The 14,998-nt window shown below is 57.9% G+C and carries 13 protein-coding genes; 9 read left to right on the forward strand and 4 right to left on the reverse strand.

Translation table 11 applies throughout. The features are described 5' to 3' along the window. Positions 1-137 precede the first annotated feature (137 nt). A complete protein-coding gene (locus ACM6JQ_RS20125; RefSeq protein WP_007920389.1) occupies positions 138-491 on the forward strand; it encodes a YkgJ family cysteine cluster protein in 354 nt (117 codons plus the stop codon). Positions 492-623: 132 nt separating this feature from the next. Here ACM6JQ_RS20125 and ACM6JQ_RS20130 read toward each other — a convergent pair whose 3' ends face one another. Then, positions 624-1,112 (reverse strand): Lrp/AsnC ligand binding domain-containing protein, encoded by a 489-nt coding sequence (locus tag ACM6JQ_RS20130; RefSeq protein WP_003177284.1) that lies wholly within the window; start codon positions 1,110-1,112, stop codon positions 624-626. 156 nt (positions 1,113-1,268) lie between these two features. Between ACM6JQ_RS20130 and dadA the strand changes: the two genes are divergently transcribed. From dadA to ACM6JQ_RS20160, 6 genes are all read left to right on the forward strand, one after another. Then, entirely contained in the window at positions 1,269-2,573 is a 1,305-nt protein-coding gene (dadA, locus tag ACM6JQ_RS20135) for a D-amino acid dehydrogenase (RefSeq protein ID WP_414894566.1), read from the forward strand. Next, complete coding sequence (locus tag ACM6JQ_RS20140) at positions 2,545-2,898, forward strand: RidA family protein (RefSeq protein WP_042561737.1); 354 nt, start codon at positions 2,545-2,547, stop codon at positions 2,896-2,898. The genes dadA and ACM6JQ_RS20140 overlap by 29 nt, the downstream gene beginning before the upstream one ends. Positions 2,899-2,992: 94 nt before the next feature. Next, positions 2,993-4,066, forward strand: a complete 1,074-nt coding sequence (gene alr, locus ACM6JQ_RS20145; protein WP_007920392.1) for an alanine racemase — start codon at positions 2,993-2,995, stop codon at positions 4,064-4,066. A gap of 88 nt (positions 4,067-4,154) precedes the next feature. Beyond that, entirely contained in the window at positions 4,155-4,703 is a 549-nt protein-coding gene (locus ACM6JQ_RS20150) for a cupin domain-containing protein (RefSeq protein ID WP_007920393.1), read from the forward strand. 181 nt (positions 4,704-4,884) lie between these two features. Continuing rightward, positions 4,885-5,298, forward strand: coding sequence for a c-type cytochrome (locus ACM6JQ_RS20155; protein ID WP_414894608.1), 414 nt, complete (start codon positions 4,885-4,887; stop codon positions 5,296-5,298). Positions 5,299-5,658: 360 nt separating this feature from the next. Next, positions 5,659-7,581, forward strand: coding sequence for an acetyl-CoA hydrolase/transferase C-terminal domain-containing protein (locus ACM6JQ_RS20160; RefSeq protein ID WP_414894567.1), 1,923 nt, complete (start codon positions 5,659-5,661; stop codon positions 7,579-7,581). Between the two features lie 111 nt (positions 7,582-7,692). On the opposite strand, the gene ACM6JQ_RS20165 is transcribed toward ACM6JQ_RS20160, so the two are convergent. Further along, positions 7,693-8,631, reverse strand: coding sequence for a hypothetical protein (locus tag ACM6JQ_RS20165; protein WP_095113226.1), 939 nt, complete (start codon positions 8,629-8,631; stop codon positions 7,693-7,695). A gap of 456 nt (positions 8,632-9,087) precedes the next feature. On the opposite strand from ACM6JQ_RS20165, the gene ACM6JQ_RS20170 reads away from it, so the two are divergent. Continuing rightward, positions 9,088-10,236: a hypothetical protein gene (locus tag ACM6JQ_RS20170; RefSeq protein ID WP_095113227.1), complete on the forward strand. Its 1,149-nt coding sequence runs from the start codon at positions 9,088-9,090 to the stop codon at positions 10,234-10,236. Positions 10,237-10,353: 117 nt separating this feature from the next. Here the strand turns inward: ACM6JQ_RS20170 and ACM6JQ_RS20175 are convergent, their stop codons facing one another. Both ACM6JQ_RS20175 and rep read right to left on the reverse strand, forming a co-directional pair. After that, a complete protein-coding gene (locus ACM6JQ_RS20175) occupies positions 10,354-10,926 on the reverse strand; it encodes a xanthine phosphoribosyltransferase (protein ID WP_007920398.1) in 573 nt (190 codons plus the stop codon). Positions 10,927-10,985: 59 nt separating this feature from the next. Next, positions 10,986-12,995: a DNA helicase Rep gene (gene rep / locus ACM6JQ_RS20180; RefSeq protein ID WP_007920400.1), complete on the reverse strand. Its 2,010-nt coding sequence runs from the start codon at positions 12,993-12,995 to the stop codon at positions 10,986-10,988. A 262-nt stretch (positions 12,996-13,257) separates the two neighbouring features. Between rep and ACM6JQ_RS20185 the strand changes: the two genes are divergently transcribed. Further along, a complete protein-coding gene (locus ACM6JQ_RS20185) occupies positions 13,258-14,931 on the forward strand; it encodes a putative bifunctional diguanylate cyclase/phosphodiesterase (protein WP_007920401.1) in 1,674 nt (557 codons plus the stop codon). Positions 14,932-14,998: the final 67 nt, after the last annotated feature.

The raw sequence follows: 14,998 nt of genomic DNA on the forward strand, positions 1-14,998 counted from the left end.
AACGGCTAAGGTGTCGAGAAAATTTGACGGAGCATAAGCCGCACGCCCGAACGTGGGCAACACTGGTCGGCCGGCGGTGTCTGGATCAGGGCTTTTGCGGCACAATTGGCGCCTATTCCACCTTGGTTACCGTTTCGATGAGCTGCAACAGCCAGACAGTCCGCACCTTGCGTCAGCAGATCCCCTCGTTCGAGTGCGTGCCCGGCTGCCACGACTGCTGCGGGCCAGTGACCACTTCGCCGGAAGAAATGTCCCGCCTGCCGCGCAAGACCCGCGCCGAGCAGGATGCGGCGATGGAGGAGTTGAACTGTGTGCATCTGGGGCCGAATGGCTGCACGGTGTATGAGGAGCGGCCGTTGATTTGCCGCTTGTTTGGCACGACCAAAACCTTGCCTTGCCCGAATGAGCGGCGGCCGGTGGAGCTGATTCATCCGCGGGTGGAGAAGCAGATATTCGAGTACATGACGGCGAATCGGCAGGTGTTGGTTTAGTCGTAGCGTTTCATGATCATTCCCACGCTCTGCGTGGGAATGCAGCCCGGGACGCTCTGCGTCCCAAATGCCGAACGCGGAGCGTCCGAAGAGGCATTCCCACGCAGAGCGCGGGAACGATCGTCGCGGTGCTCAGTCTGGAATCGGCAGGCTCAGGCTCTCCTTCACCTCTTCCATCACAATATAACTCTTCGACTCCCGCACATGCGGCAGCTTCAGCAGAATGTCGCCCAGCAGTTTGCGGTACGAAGCCATCTCGGAAATCCGCGCCTTCACCAGATAGTCGAAATCCCCTGACACCAAATGACATTCCAGCACGTGCGGCAATTTCAGCACCGCGCGGCGGAACTCTTCGAAAGTGTCGCCGGATTTGTAGTCGAGGCTGATCTCGACAAACACCAGCAAGCTACCCTTCAAGTGCTGCGGATTCAGCCGGGCGTTGTAGCCCATGATGATTCCTTCGCGCTCCAGACGCCTTACCCGCTCGGTGCACGGCGTGGTGGAGAGGCCGACCTTTTCCCCGAGTTCGGTAAAGGAAATCCGCCCGTCCGCCTGCAGGATCCGCAAGATGTTGCGGTCGATCTTATCCAGCTCACGTTTGGTCTGAGTGTTGGTACGCATAGGGGATGCGCCTCCGTGAAAAGGGTTTTTGCCGAGAATTGTCGCCAAATATAGGCGCTTATATAGTGAAAAGCACTGGCATTTCTTTTTTACACTGCGCGCATCATTGCTCTAACAACAGACGTACGCGGCCCTGCCGCGATGAGGGATACAAAAATGCGCGTAATGGTCTTGGGTAGCGGCGTCATCGGTACCGCCAGTGCTTACTATCTGGCCCGTGCCGGGTTTGAAGTGGTGGTGGTCGACCGGCAGCCCGCTGCGGCCATGGAGACCAGTTTCGCCAACGCCGGCCAGGTCTCGCCGGGCTACGCCTCGCCGTGGGCCGCGCCGGGCGTACCGCTGAAGGCGATCAAGTGGCTGCTGCAACGCCACGCCCCTCTCGCGATCAAGGCCACCGCCGACATCGACCAGTACCTGTGGATGGCGCAGATGCTGCGCAACTGCACCGCCAGCCGTTACGCGGTGAACAAGGAGCGCATGGTGCGTCTGTCCGAGTACAGCCGCGACTGCCTCGATGAATTGCGCGCCGAAACCGGCATCGCCTACGAAGGCCGCAGCCTCGGCACCACTCAATTGTTCCGCACCCAGGCGCAACTGGATAATGCCGCCAAAGACATCGCCGTGCTGAAAGAATCCGGCGTGCCGTTTGAAGTCCTCGATCGCGCCGGCATTGCCCGCGTCGAGCCAGCGCTGGCAGGTGTCACTGACATCCTCGCCGGCGCCCTGCGCCTGCCGAATGACCAGACTGGCGACTGCCAGATCTTCACCACGCGTCTCGCCGAAATGGCAGTGAAACTCGGTGTCGAATTCCGCTTCGGCCAGGACATTCAGAAACTCGACTACGCCGGTGATCGCATCAACGGCGTGTGGATCGACGGCAAACTGGAAACCGCCGACCGCTACGTGCTGGCGCTCGGCAGCTATTCGCCGCAATTGCTCATGCCGCTGGGCATCAAGGCCCCGGTGTATCCGCTCAAGGGTTACTCGCTGACCGTGCCGATCACCAACCCGGCGATGGCTCCGACCTCGACTATTCTCGACGAGACCTACAAGGTCGCGATCACCCGTTTCGACAACCGCATCCGCGTTGGCGGCATGGCCGAGATCGCCGGTTTTGACCTGTCGCTGAACCCGCGCCGCCGCGAAACCCTGGAGATGATCGTCAACGACCTTTATCCTCAGGGCGGTAATCTGGCCGAGGCGAGTTTCTGGACCGGTCTGCGTCCGACCACCCCGGACGGCACGCCGATCGTTGGCGCCACGCCGTTCAAGAACCTGTTCCTCAATACCGGTCACGGCACCCTCGGTTGGACCATGGCGTGCGGTTCCGGTCGTTTGCTGGCCGACCTGATGGCAAAGAAAAAGCCACAGATCAGCGCCGAAGGCCTCGATATTTCCCGTTACGGCAACAAAATTCAGGAGTCCGCAAAACATGGCAATCCAGCGCCAGCTCACCAATGAGCGCATGAGTCAGATCGTCAGCCACAACGGCACCGTGTATCTGGCCGGGCAGGTCGGCGACGACTTCGACGCCGGGATTGAACAGCAGACTCGCGAAGTCCTTGCCAATATCGAGCGTTTGCTTGATCTGGCCGGCACTGACAAACAACACCTGCTGTCGGCGACGATCTACCTGAACGACATCGAAGCACACTTTGCCGGGATGAACTCGGTGTGGGACCAGTGGCTGCCCAAAGGCGCCGCCCCGGCCCGTGCCACCGTCGAAGCGAAAATGGCCAAACCGAGCATTCTGGTGGAAATTTCCATCGTCGCCGCGCTGCCGTAACCGTTGTAAAGATCCCTCTCCCGGCGCTGTTGGCGGTTCACGTCGTCAGTCGGCGCCGGTTTTTCTTCCCATGACCGCCTAGAAGTCTGCCGCCATGCGTCCTGCCCGTGCCCTGATCGACCTAGAAGCCCTGCGCCACAACTACCGAATTGCCCGCGAAGTCACCGGCGCCAAGGCGTTAGCGGTGATTAAGGCGGATGCCTACGGCCATGGCGCAGTGCGTTGCGCGCAGGCGCTGGAAGCCGAGGCCGACGGTTTTGCCGTCGCCTGCATCGAAGAAGCGCTGGAGTTACGCGCGGCCGGCATCAAGGCCCCGGTGTTGTTGCTCGAAGGCATCTTCGAAGCCGATGAGCTGGCGTTGATCGTCGAGCATGATTTCTGGACCGTGGTGCATTCGCTGTGGCAGCTCGAAGCAATTGAGCAGGCGACGCTGAGCAAGCCGATTACCGTGTGGCTGAAGCTTGATTCGGGCATGCACCGTGTCGGTCTGCATCCCAAGGATTACCCGGCAGCCTATCAACGGCTGCTGGCCAGCGGCAAAGTGGCGAAAATCGTCTTGATGAGCCACTTCGCCCGCGCCGATGAACTGCACGCGCAGAGCAGCACCGAGCAGGTTGCGGTGTTTGAAGCGGCGCGTCAGGGCCTGGCGGCGGAAGTCAGCTTGCGCAACTCGCCGGCTGTGCTCGGTTGGCCGCAGATTCACAGCGATTGGGTGCGCCCGGGCATCATGCTTTATGGCGCGACCCCGTTCGAAGAAGCCAACGCCGTGGCCGAGCGCCTGCAACCGGTGATGACCCTCGAATCGAAAGTCATCTGTGTGCGTGAGCTGCCCGCCGGCGAGCCGATCGGCTACGGCGCCAAATTCATCACCGACAAGCCGATGCGCATCGGCGTGGTCGCCATGGGTTACGCCGATGGCTACCCGCGTCAGGCGCCGACCGGCACGCCGGTTTTGGTGGCTGGCAAGCGCAGCCGCATTCTCGGTCGCGTGTCGATGGACATGCTCTGCATCGATCTGACCGATGTGCCGCAAGCCGACCTCGGTTCGAGCGTCGAATTGTGGGGCAAAAATATCCTCGCCAGTGAAGTGGCGCAGTGGGCCGACACCATTCCGTACCAGATCTTTTGCAATCTGCGCCGAGTGCCAAGGCTCTATTCCGAGGGTTAACGCCGCTGCGGGGGCCAAGTGTTGTAAATACTGAACGCTGTCGCCATGATAACGCTCAATATTCTTACAACATCAGGAGGCTCCCGCCTTGGACGTCGGTGAACGACTGCAATCGATCCGCAAGCTCAAAGGGCTTTCCCAGCGTGAACTCGCCAAACGCGCGGGCGTCACCAACAGCACCATTTCGATGATCGAAAAGAACAGCGTCAGTCCTTCGATCAGTTCGCTGAGGAAGGTACTGGGCGGCATCCCCATGTCCATGGTCGAGTTCTTTTCCGAAGAAATCCTGCAGGAAGTCCCGACCCAGATTGTCTACAAGGCCAACGAGCTGATCGACATTTCCGACGGCGCCGTGACCATGAAACTGGTCGGCCGCGCGCACCCCAGCCGCGCCATCGCCTTCCTCAATGAAATCTACCCGCCGGGCGCCGATACCGGCGAAGAAATGCTCACCCATGAAGGCGAGGAAACCGGGATTCTGGTGGAAGGTCGTCTGGAACTGGTGGTGGGTCTGGAAACTTTTATTCTCGAAGCCGGCGACAGCTACTACTTTGAAAGTACCAAGCCGCATCGTTTCCGTAATCCGTTCGACGCGCCTGCGCGACTAATCAGCGCAGCCACGCCGGCGAATTTTTAACAAAGAGGTGCCAAGCCATGATGGCAAAGGCATCCGGACCGTTTTTCTACCGTGCGGTATAACCCCTTCGACTATGGGGTTGTTTCAGTGTGACGGGCTACCCGCTATACTTCCGCCCGCCTGCGAACCGTGGCCGCAGGCGTGAATAGCCACCATTGAGGGTGAACGCGTGAACCTAATTATGAAAATGCTGGCTGCACCAGCAACCGTACTGGCCCTCTGGGCTGTCAGCGCTCAAGCTGCGACGAATGACGCCATTGCCAAACGCCTCGAGCCGGTCGGCCAGGTGTGTGTTCAAGGGCAGGAATGCAAAGGGATGGAAGTGGCTGCAACTGCCGGCGGCGGTGATGCCAAGACTCCAGACTCAATCATTGCCAAACATTGCAACGCTTGCCATGGCTCCGGCCTTTTAGGCGCGCCGAAAATCGGTGACACCGCAGCCTGGAAAGAACGAGCCGATCACCAGGGCGGCCTCGACGGCATCTTGGCCAAGGCCATCACCGGCATCAATGCCATGCCGCCTAAAGGCACCTGCGCTGACTGCTCCGACGCCGACCTGAAAGGCGCAATCGAGAAGATGTCCGGCCTGAAATAAGCCGCGCTTCTGACGAAAAAAACCGTCTTCGGACGGTTTTTTTGTGCCTGCGATTTAGTAGCCCTCACCCCAGCCCTCTCCCGGAGGGAGAGGGGGCCGACCGAAGTGTCTTTCGCTATACATCGACCTGAAAGACCTTAGCGATTATGGATTCAGCACATCAGTTTCACGTCGGCGTATCTTCACAGCAACCCCCAATCAGTCCCCTCTACCTCTGGGAGAGGGCTAGGGTGAGGGCAACAATTTCGAGTCGGATAAATATTTCAAGAACAGCGCACATTCACTCTGAAGCTGTTCATTGCAGCAAACTCAAGGCAATCTCGGTCTACCCCTATTCACGGAACGGGCAGGAGGCTTCAGATGGTGCAGTTGTGTTCGATCGAACAGGCAGTGGACGACGTGCTGGCGCGCTTGCCGGCGCACATCCACATGGGCATGCCGCTAGGCCTGGGCAAACCCAATCACTTCGTCAACGCGCTGTACCGGCGAATCAAAGAGCTGCCCGAGCGGCAGCTGACGATTTACACCGCGCTGTGCCTCGGCCGCCCGGCGCTGGGTGATGGATTGCAGAAGCGCTTCATCGAACCCTTCGTCGAGCGCGTCTTCGGTGATTACCCGGAATTCGATTTCCTCGCCGACCTGCACCGCGACAGCCTGCCGGCCAACATCCGTATCGAACAGTTCTTCATGCAGCCCGGCAGCCTGCTCAACAGCGCGCCGGCCCAGCAGGATTACGTCAGCAGCAACTACAGCCACGCCGCTCGCGACATCAACGCCGCCGGGCTGAATCTGGTAGCGCAGTTATTAGCCAGCAGCAGCGAACACCCCGACCGTCTGAGCCTGAGCTGCAACCCCGATATCACCCTCGACCTGTTGCCGATGATCGCCAAGCGCCGCGAAGCCGGAGCGACCATTTTGCTGGTCGGCCAGGTGCACACCGATCTGCCTTACATGCCCGGCGACGCCGAAGTCGACATCGACACCTTCGACCTGCTGATCGACGCGAAGGACAGCAGCACGCTGTTTTCCACGCCAAACATGCCCGTCGGTTTTCAGGATCATTTCATTGGTTTGCACGCGAGTACGCTGGTGCGCGACGGCGGTACGTTGCAGATCGGCATCGGCTCGATGGGCGATGCACTGACCGCGGCACTGCTCGCACGTCAGGCGGATAATGCCGGATACAAAGCGTTGCTCGATGACATCAACCTCAGCCAGTGGGCGCAGTTGATCGAACGCGAAGGGGGCACCGCGCCCTTCGCCAAGGGTCTGTACGGCTGCAGCGAAATGTTCGTCAACGGCCTGCTGGTACTAGCCGATGCCGGGATCATCCGGCGCAAGGTCTACCCGGATGTACTGACACAGGAACAGGCCAACGCCGGCACCCTTGATGAGGCGGCGCAGACTGACGGGATCTCGGTGCACGGCGGCTTCTTCCTCGGCCCGCGCAGTTTCTACGAGCGCTTGCGCGAGTTACCGCAGAGCAAACGCCTCGAATTCAACATGACCCGCATCAGCTACATCAACGAGCTCTACGGGCAGGAAGAACTCAAGCGCCTACAACGCCTCGATGCGCGGTTCATCAACACGGTGTTCACCATGACCTTGCTCGGTGCCGGCGTGGCAGATCAACTCGAAGACGGACGGGTGCTAAGCGGTGTCGGTGGGCAGTACAACTTCGTGGCGCAGGGCCACGCGCTGCACGATGCGCGCTCGATTCTGATTCTGCGCAGCTGGCGTGAATCCGGTGGCGACGTCAGTTCGAATATCGTCTGGGAATACGGCCACTGCACGATTCCACGGCATCTGCGCGATATCGTCGTCACCGAGTACGGCATTGCCGATCTGCGTGGTAAATCCGACGCGGTCGTCATTGAATCGCTGTTGAACATCAGCGACTCGCGCTTCCAGCAGGGCTTGATCGAGCAAGCGCAAAAAGTCGGCAAGCTGCCAAAGGATTTCCGCCTCGACCCACGCTTTGCCGACAACACGCCACAGCGTTTGCAGGCAATCGCCGCGCTGCATCCGAACCTGTTTCCAGAATATCCACTGGGCTGTGATTTCACCGCGATCGAGCGGGATTTGCTGCGTGCGCTGAACTGGCTGAAGAGCAAATTCAAACTCACCGAAATCCTCGAACTCGGCAAAGCCGCCCTCGACGCCCCCGAGGCATCGCTATACCCAGAACACCTCGAACGCATGCAGCTCACCAACCCGGAAGGCCTGAAAGAAGACCTCTTCCAACGCCTGCTGCTCACCGGCCTCAAAGCCACCGCACAATAACTGCCGGACCCAAAACAACTGTAGGAGTGAGCCTGCTCGCGATGGCGGTGCATCAGTCAACCAAGATGTCGACTGACCCTAGGCATTCGCAATCAGGCTTACTCCTACATATTAAGCGCACTCTAACGAGTGAATCGGATGGACGCTCACGGATGGGCTAAGAAAGTCTATGTGGTAGCCAGAGGAACCATCACCAATAGCTAAATGAACACCGCTGACTCCCTCATTCATTTGAGAGTTGATTTTGTAATCAATTTTGGTCGAGATGGATTCGTTAACACCGATGGCAAATTCCGTAAGTTTAAGTCCGCGTTTGCCCGCAGCCAGATCCAGAAGCTTAATATGTTCTTCGTTATTTATTCTTAATGAGGTTATGTTGTTTTCTTCTATTGTGAGCAAGGTCTCTTCGTTTGATATCCGATCGCTTAGCCATTTTAGAGATGTTCTTACACCGGCAGGTAACTCGGGGTTAGGCTTTCTGAGTACAGTCAGTATTCCGGAAACATTCAATGTGCCTGAGAATATAAAAGGGCAGGGCTCTAATGGGTTCATATGTGCGTAATGAACCTCAAAAAATTCTGCGACGGACTGCACGAAGTTTTCGGTCACATCTTCGCCAAGCAATGCATAAGGCTGTGCATGGGGAAGAATAGATACGGTTGCATTGGATTCGTTGCCAGATAACGAAAAGGTCTGGTGGGAGTTAAGCATATTCAACACAGCTCGCTGCGAGCAGAGCGATTGCTGAAAATCGCTGCCCATCAGAAGCTTTAGGCTGTAAAGCGCGGCGGCCAAGGATGGTTCAAATACTTGGGTCGCGCAAAAGATGATTTTTTTTCGCTCCGTCTTTTTTGCGATCTCAAATGTCATTTTTGCAGCTTCGTTGCTGAATGAAAAAACGATGCTGTTTTTTGGAAACGTCTCTAACTGAGCAATATTGACCGTCGCGAATCCCCAAAGCTCGCATTCTCTAAGGAATTCATTCGAGTCGGCGATAATCGAAAATTCTTCATGATTGAAGAGCGCCGACGCTATATTTGGCGGTGACATAAAACCCTCCTTATTCTGAAGTGCGCGGCAAGGGCGGTTGCCGCGCGGTGCTTTCAATTAATCTTCAGTATGCGCCCAGGCTAACGGTGCCCACCCGAAATTGCCCGGGCCAGAAGTGATTCGATTGAGATTTTCTTTTATAGTTTTTTCGGTTTGCATTTTATTTTCCTTTTTCTGATTTTGTTGTGATCCCCCAAGTTGCATGGGGGTGAGCGGATTAATGCATAAGTTTGTGGTCGTGTTAAATAAATATTCTTGCTTTTTAAAAATGATTTCATCTGTCTTGTTTTGTGAGGTGGGTGGTTCGGTTATTTAAGTGGACTGCGTCTGTAGGCCTAATCTGAAAGTTGTAAATTCAAGGTTTTTAAATTGTGGTGGGAGGTCTTGTCTGGTTAGGTTTTATTTATGGGTCTTGTTTTCTGGGGCTCATGCCAATCATAAATACAGGGGCACAAAGTGCATATATCAAAGAAATACCTGACAGATGTTTCTGTCCATCAAGCCTTACTTCTGACTGACTTGACCGAAAAGAGCCACCCCGATCACGCTGTCCGACTAATACTGAATGAAGTCCTTCAGGGACTCGAAGAAAAGGGCTGGCCCCGAGCCCAGTTGCAGGTTGGACCAAGGATCGTATCCGCCGAAGAAAACTACGGTTTGCTGGGTTACGACCCGGCAGAAATCACCCTCGGCAGTGAGCACACCCGTTGGGTCGATGAGCATTCGCTTTTGCGAACACAGACCACTAGCCAGATTCCTGCGGCGCTTCAGCAGGTCGCGGAGGTTCGTCAGCCGGGACAAACCATTTTGCTGGCAGCACCGGGCATTACCTTCAGGCGTGATAGCCGAGATCGTTGGCATTGCGCCGAGCCGCACCAAATGGACATTTGGGTATTGGGCGATCCAGAGCTGGCATCCCATGAGCATTTGCTGCGTCTTGTCGGCGATATTTTGCAGTTGGCCGTTCCTGAAAAATCATGGGTTTATAGCGATAGTCCACATCACTACACCGAGGGTGGGATTGAAGTGAATGTGTTGAATGGTGGCGTGCCGGTCGAGGTTCTTGAGTGCGGGCGTATTGCGGAGTCGCTATTGCAGCGTTTGCAGATTGATCCTCTGCGCCATGGCGGGCTCGCTCTTGGGATGGGGCTGGATCGCCTGACGATGTTGCGCAAAGGCATTCCTGATATTCGTTTGTTGCGTGATCAGAACGTGCGCGTGCAGGCGCAGATGCATGATCTGGATCCTTGGACTGCGGTATCTCGTTTGCCGTCGATTGCCCGCGATATCTCGTTGGCGGTAACGCCGGGATTGAGTGAAGAGGTATTGACCGAGAGGATGTTGCAGGCGGCAGGGGATTGTTCTGGATGGATTGAGGAGATGCGAATCAAGGGGCGTTGGCAACATTCGGATTTACCTGCGCAAGCCATTGAGCGACTCGGAATGCTGCCGGGTCAGGAGAACGTGCTTTTGCATGTGGTGCTGCGTGATTGTTCGCGTTCGATTACCACCGGCGAGGCGAATGCCTTGTACGCGGATATTCAAGCTGCGATGCATGAAGGGGTGCCGGGGGCGGGGTACAGAATGGATTTGTCGAAGGCTTGAGAGTTGCCTGTTGGAGTGAGCCTGCTCGCGATGGCGGTGTTTCAGCCGACGAATGTATCGACTGACACTACGCTATCGCGAGCAGGCTCACTCCTACAGGGGGGCTGCGGTGTGGCTTTATTCGATGAAAGTGACGACGCCATCCTTCAGCGATTTCACGCGGGCCAGCGATTCAACGCGGTAGCCCTGCGAGTCCAGCTCGGCGCGGCCGCCCTGGAACGACTTCTCGATGACGATGCCCAGGCCAGCAACGGTCGCGCCGGCCTGTTTGATGATCGAGATCAGCGCTTGCGACGCCTTACCGTTGGCCAGGAAGTCGTCGATGATCAGCACGCGGTCGCTGCTGGTCAGGTGACGCGGGGAGATGGCCACGGTGCTTTCGGTCTTTTTGGTGAACGAGTAAACGGTCGCCGACAGCAGGTTTTCCGTCAGGGTCAGGGACTGTTGCTTGCGGGCGAAGATCACCGGCACGCCGAGGTTCAGACCGGTCATGATCGCCGGGGCTATCCCTGAGGCTTCGATGGTGACGATCTTGGTGATGCCCGAATCCTTGAACAGCGAGGCGAATTCGTCGCCGATCAGCTTCATCAGGGCCGGGTCGATCTGGTGGTTCAGGAAGGCGTCGACCTTCAGGACCTGGTCGGAAAGCACAATGCCTTGTTCGCGGATTTTCTGGTGCAATGCTTCCATGAAGCTGTCCTCTTTTGGCGCTTTGTGCGCCGAAGGTCTAGTAAAAAAAGTGGTCAATTCTAGCGCTTTAACATCGCGCGTATATCAGCCAATGCGCTGTTGCCACGCACGACTTTGACTTCGGTCGGTGTGTCGTCGTTGCCTTCCCACGCCAGATCGTCCGGCGGCAGCTCATCGAGGAAGCGGCTCGGCGCGCAGTCGATGATCTCGCCGTACTGCTTGCGCTTGGCGGCAAAGGTGAAGGCCAGGGTCTGGCGCGCGCGGGTGATGCCCACGTAGGCCAGGCGACGTTCTTCTTCGATGGTGTCGGCTTCGATGCTGGAACGGTGCGGGAGGATTTCCTCTTCCATGCCCATGATGAACACGTAAGGGAATTCCAGACCCTTGGACGCATGCAGGGTCATCATCTGCACGCCTTCGGCGCCGTCTTCCTCTTCCTGCTGACGTTCGAGCATGTCGCGCAGGACCAGTTTGCCGATGGCGTCCTCGACGGTCATTTCGCCTTCTTCGTCCTTTTCGAGGGTGTTTTTCAACGCCTCGATCAGGAACCAGACGTTGCTCATCCGGTAATCGGCCGCCTTGTCGCTGGAGCTGTTGGTGCGCAGCCAGTTCTCATAGTCGATGTCCATGACCATGCTGCGCAGCGCCGAGATCGGGTCTTCGCCGGCGCACTGCTCGCGCACTTTGTCCATGAAGCGCTTGAAGCGCGACAGGCGATCGGTGAAACGGCTGTCCAGATGCTCGCCCAGACCGATTTCGTCGGTGGCGGCGTACATCGAGATCTTGCGTTCGGTGGCGTAGTTGCCGAGTTTTTCCAGAGTGGTCGAGCCGATTTCCCGGCGCGGTACGTTGATCACGCGCAGGAAGGCGTTGTCGTCATCCGGGTTGACGATCAGGCGGAAGTAGGCCATCAGGTCTTTCACTTCCTGACGGCCGAAGAAGCTGTTGCCGCCGCTCAGGCGATACGGCACCTGGTGGTGCTGCAACTTCAGCTCGATCAGCTTGGCCTGATAGTTACCGCGATAAAGGATCGCGAAGTCGCTGTACGGACGGTCGGTGCGCAAGTGCAGGCTGAGGATTTCCATGGCCACGCGCTCGGCTTCGGCGTCCTCGTTGCGGCAGCGGATTACGCGGATCTCGTCGCCGTGGCCCATCTCACTCCACAGCTGCTTTTCGAATTCGTGCGGGTTGTTCGAGATCAGCACGTTGGCGCAGCGCAGGATGCGACTCGTCGAGCGATAGTTCTGCTCGAGCATCACCACTTTCAAGGACGGATAGTCGTCCTTGAGCAGCATCAGGTTTTCCGGCCGCGCGCCGCGCCAAGCATAGATCGACTGGTCGTCGTCGCCTACCACGGTGAACTGGTTGCGCTTGCCGATGAGCATTTTTACCAGCAGGTATTGGCTGGCGTTGGTGTCCTGATATTCGTCGACCAGCAGGTAGCGCACCTTGTTCTGCCACTTTTCGAGAATGTCGGCGTGTTCTTCGAAAAGCTTTACCGGCAACAGGATCAGGTCGTCGAAGTCCACCGCGTTGAACGCTTTCAGCGTGCGCTGATAGTGGGTGTAGACGATCGCGGCAGTCTGTTCCTTGGGATTACGCGCGTTCTCCAGCGCCTGAGGCGGCAGGATCAGGTCGTTTTTCCAGGCGCCGATCATGTTCTTGATCTCGTCGACGCCGTCGTCGCCCGCGTATTCCTTCTGCATGATGTCGGTCATCAGGGCTTTCACATCGGTCTCGTCGAAAATCGAGAAACCGGGTTTATAGCCCAGCCGCGCGTGTTCCTTGCGGATGATGTTGAGACCGAGGTTGTGGAAGGTGCAGACGGTCAGGCCACGCCCTTCGCCGGCCCGCAGCAAGGTGCCGACCCGCTCTTTCATCTCGCGCGCGGCCTTGTTGGTAAAGGTCATGGCGACGATGTACTGGGCGCGGATGCCGCAGTTCTGGATCAGGTGCGCGATTTTGCGCGTGATCACGCTGGTCTTGCCGGAGCCAGCACCGGCGAGCACCAATAGAGGGCCGCCGACGTAGTTCACGGCTTCTTGCTGCCGGGGATTGAGTCGGGACATACGAAAATTCGGGAGTCGTTGACGAAATGGGCCGGCATTTTAACAGGCTCAGAGAATTGTGCTGCTCTCTCCGACTTGTGACGTACCACGCGATTCAAATTTGCCGGTTTTGTTACTTTCGCGGAGGATGCGCGGTGATTTTGCGGCTAATGTACTCATTCGTGACACAAAATAACGTTTTGATAACCGTTGTCATTTGGTCATTGAACATCGCAACGGCATAATGCCCCGCCCACATCTTTGCAGAGTCTAGGGAGCTAGCTTGTCTACGCCTGTCGAACCCTTGCGTTTGCTGCTACTGGCCGAAGAGCCAGCGTGGACAGCGTTATTGCGTGAGTGTCTGGCTCCGATGGGGAGCGCGGCGGTGCTGATCAGCGCGCCGAGCTGGGACTCGGTCAGCAGTCTGTTCGAAGACAACCGCAATGCGGTGTTGTTGACCCTTCCGGCATTACAACCGGCACCGGGCCGTTGCAGCCTGCCGACGGTATTGCTGCTGGAACACGAACCGGACACCGCACCGGTTGGCGTCAGCGACTGGCTGGTGTTCGACGCCCTCGACGCCGGCATGCTGCGCCGTTGCCTGCGCCATGTGCGCGAACGCGGCGTTCTCGAAAACACCCTGCAACGCCTGGCCGAACAGGATCCGCTGACCGGTATCGCCAACCGTCAGGGTTTCCAGACCTTGCTCGCCGCGCGCCTCGCGGAAAACGACGGTCGCGGCCTGGCCCTCGGGCATCTCGATCTCGACAACTTCCGCCACGCCAACGACGCGCTGGGTCATCAGGCGGGCGATCGCTTGATCCTGCAGGTTGTCGCACGGCTGAAAAGTCAGCTGGAGGCGGGTGATCAACTGGCGCGATTGGGCAGCGACGAATTCGCTCTGCTGATCGACACCCGTCGTGCGCCACAACGCGCCGAATGGATGGCTGAACGCATCACCGAAGCGCTCGCCGAACCGTATTGGGTCGATGGCGAAAGCCTGCTGATCGGCTCCAGTCTTGGCATCGCCCATGCCCGTGCGCAGGGCGGTGCCGATCCGCTGATGTGGCACGCGCACATCGCCATGCAGCAGGCCAAAAGCACGCAGGGCTGCACTTTTCATATCTTCAACGAACGCATCAATCGCAATGCGCGAAGCATGGCCGACCTCGAAAGCGAATTGCGCCGGGCCTTGCGTCGCGATGAACTGGAGCTGCATTACCAGCCACGCCTGAATCTTGAGGATGGTCAGATCGTCGGCCTCGAAGCGTTGGTGCGCTGGCGCCATGGCGAACGTGGTTTGCTGCCGCCGAGCGAATTCGTGCCGCTGGCTGAGCAAAGCGGGTTGATCGTGCCGTTGGGTTATTGGGTGATTTCCCGGGCTCTGCGCGATATGCAGGCGTTGCGCGAACGTGGTCTGCCGGCGCTGCACATGGCGATCAACCTGTCGTTCCGCCAGTTTCAGGACAGTCAGTTGTTGCCGACGCTCAGCCGCTTGATCGCTGAGCGCGGTGTTGAAGCGCAGTGGCTGGAATTCGAACTGACGGAAACGGCGGTGATGCGCCGCAGCGATCTGGTCAAGCAGACCATGGACGCCCTTGGCCGCCTCGGTGTGCGCTTCTCGCTGGACGACTTCGGCACCGGGTTTTCCTCGTTCGTGCACCTCAACAGCCTGCCGATCACTTTGCTGAAGATCGACAAGAGCTTTGTCGGTGGCATGGAGCAGCGCGAAGAGAACCGCAAACTGGTGCACGCGATGATCAATCTCGCGCACAACCTGCATCTGGAAGTGGTCGCGGAGGGGGTGGAAACTCCGGAGCAACTGGAATTGCTGCGCGGCTTTGGTTGCGATCAGGTGCAGGGGTATCTGATCAGCCGGCCGTTGCCGTTAGCGGAACTGGTTGAATATCTCACCTACGGCTCAAGCCAACAGCCAGCCCTCGAAATCGTCAGTTAAACGCATAACCCCTGTAGGCCTTCGCCTGCTCGCGATAGCGGAGTGTCAGACAACTCATCATTATCTG

Source organism: Pseudomonas sp. IT-232MI5, assembly GCF_949767845.1.
Lineage (GTDB): Bacteria > Pseudomonadota > Gammaproteobacteria > Pseudomonadales > Pseudomonadaceae > Aquipseudomonas.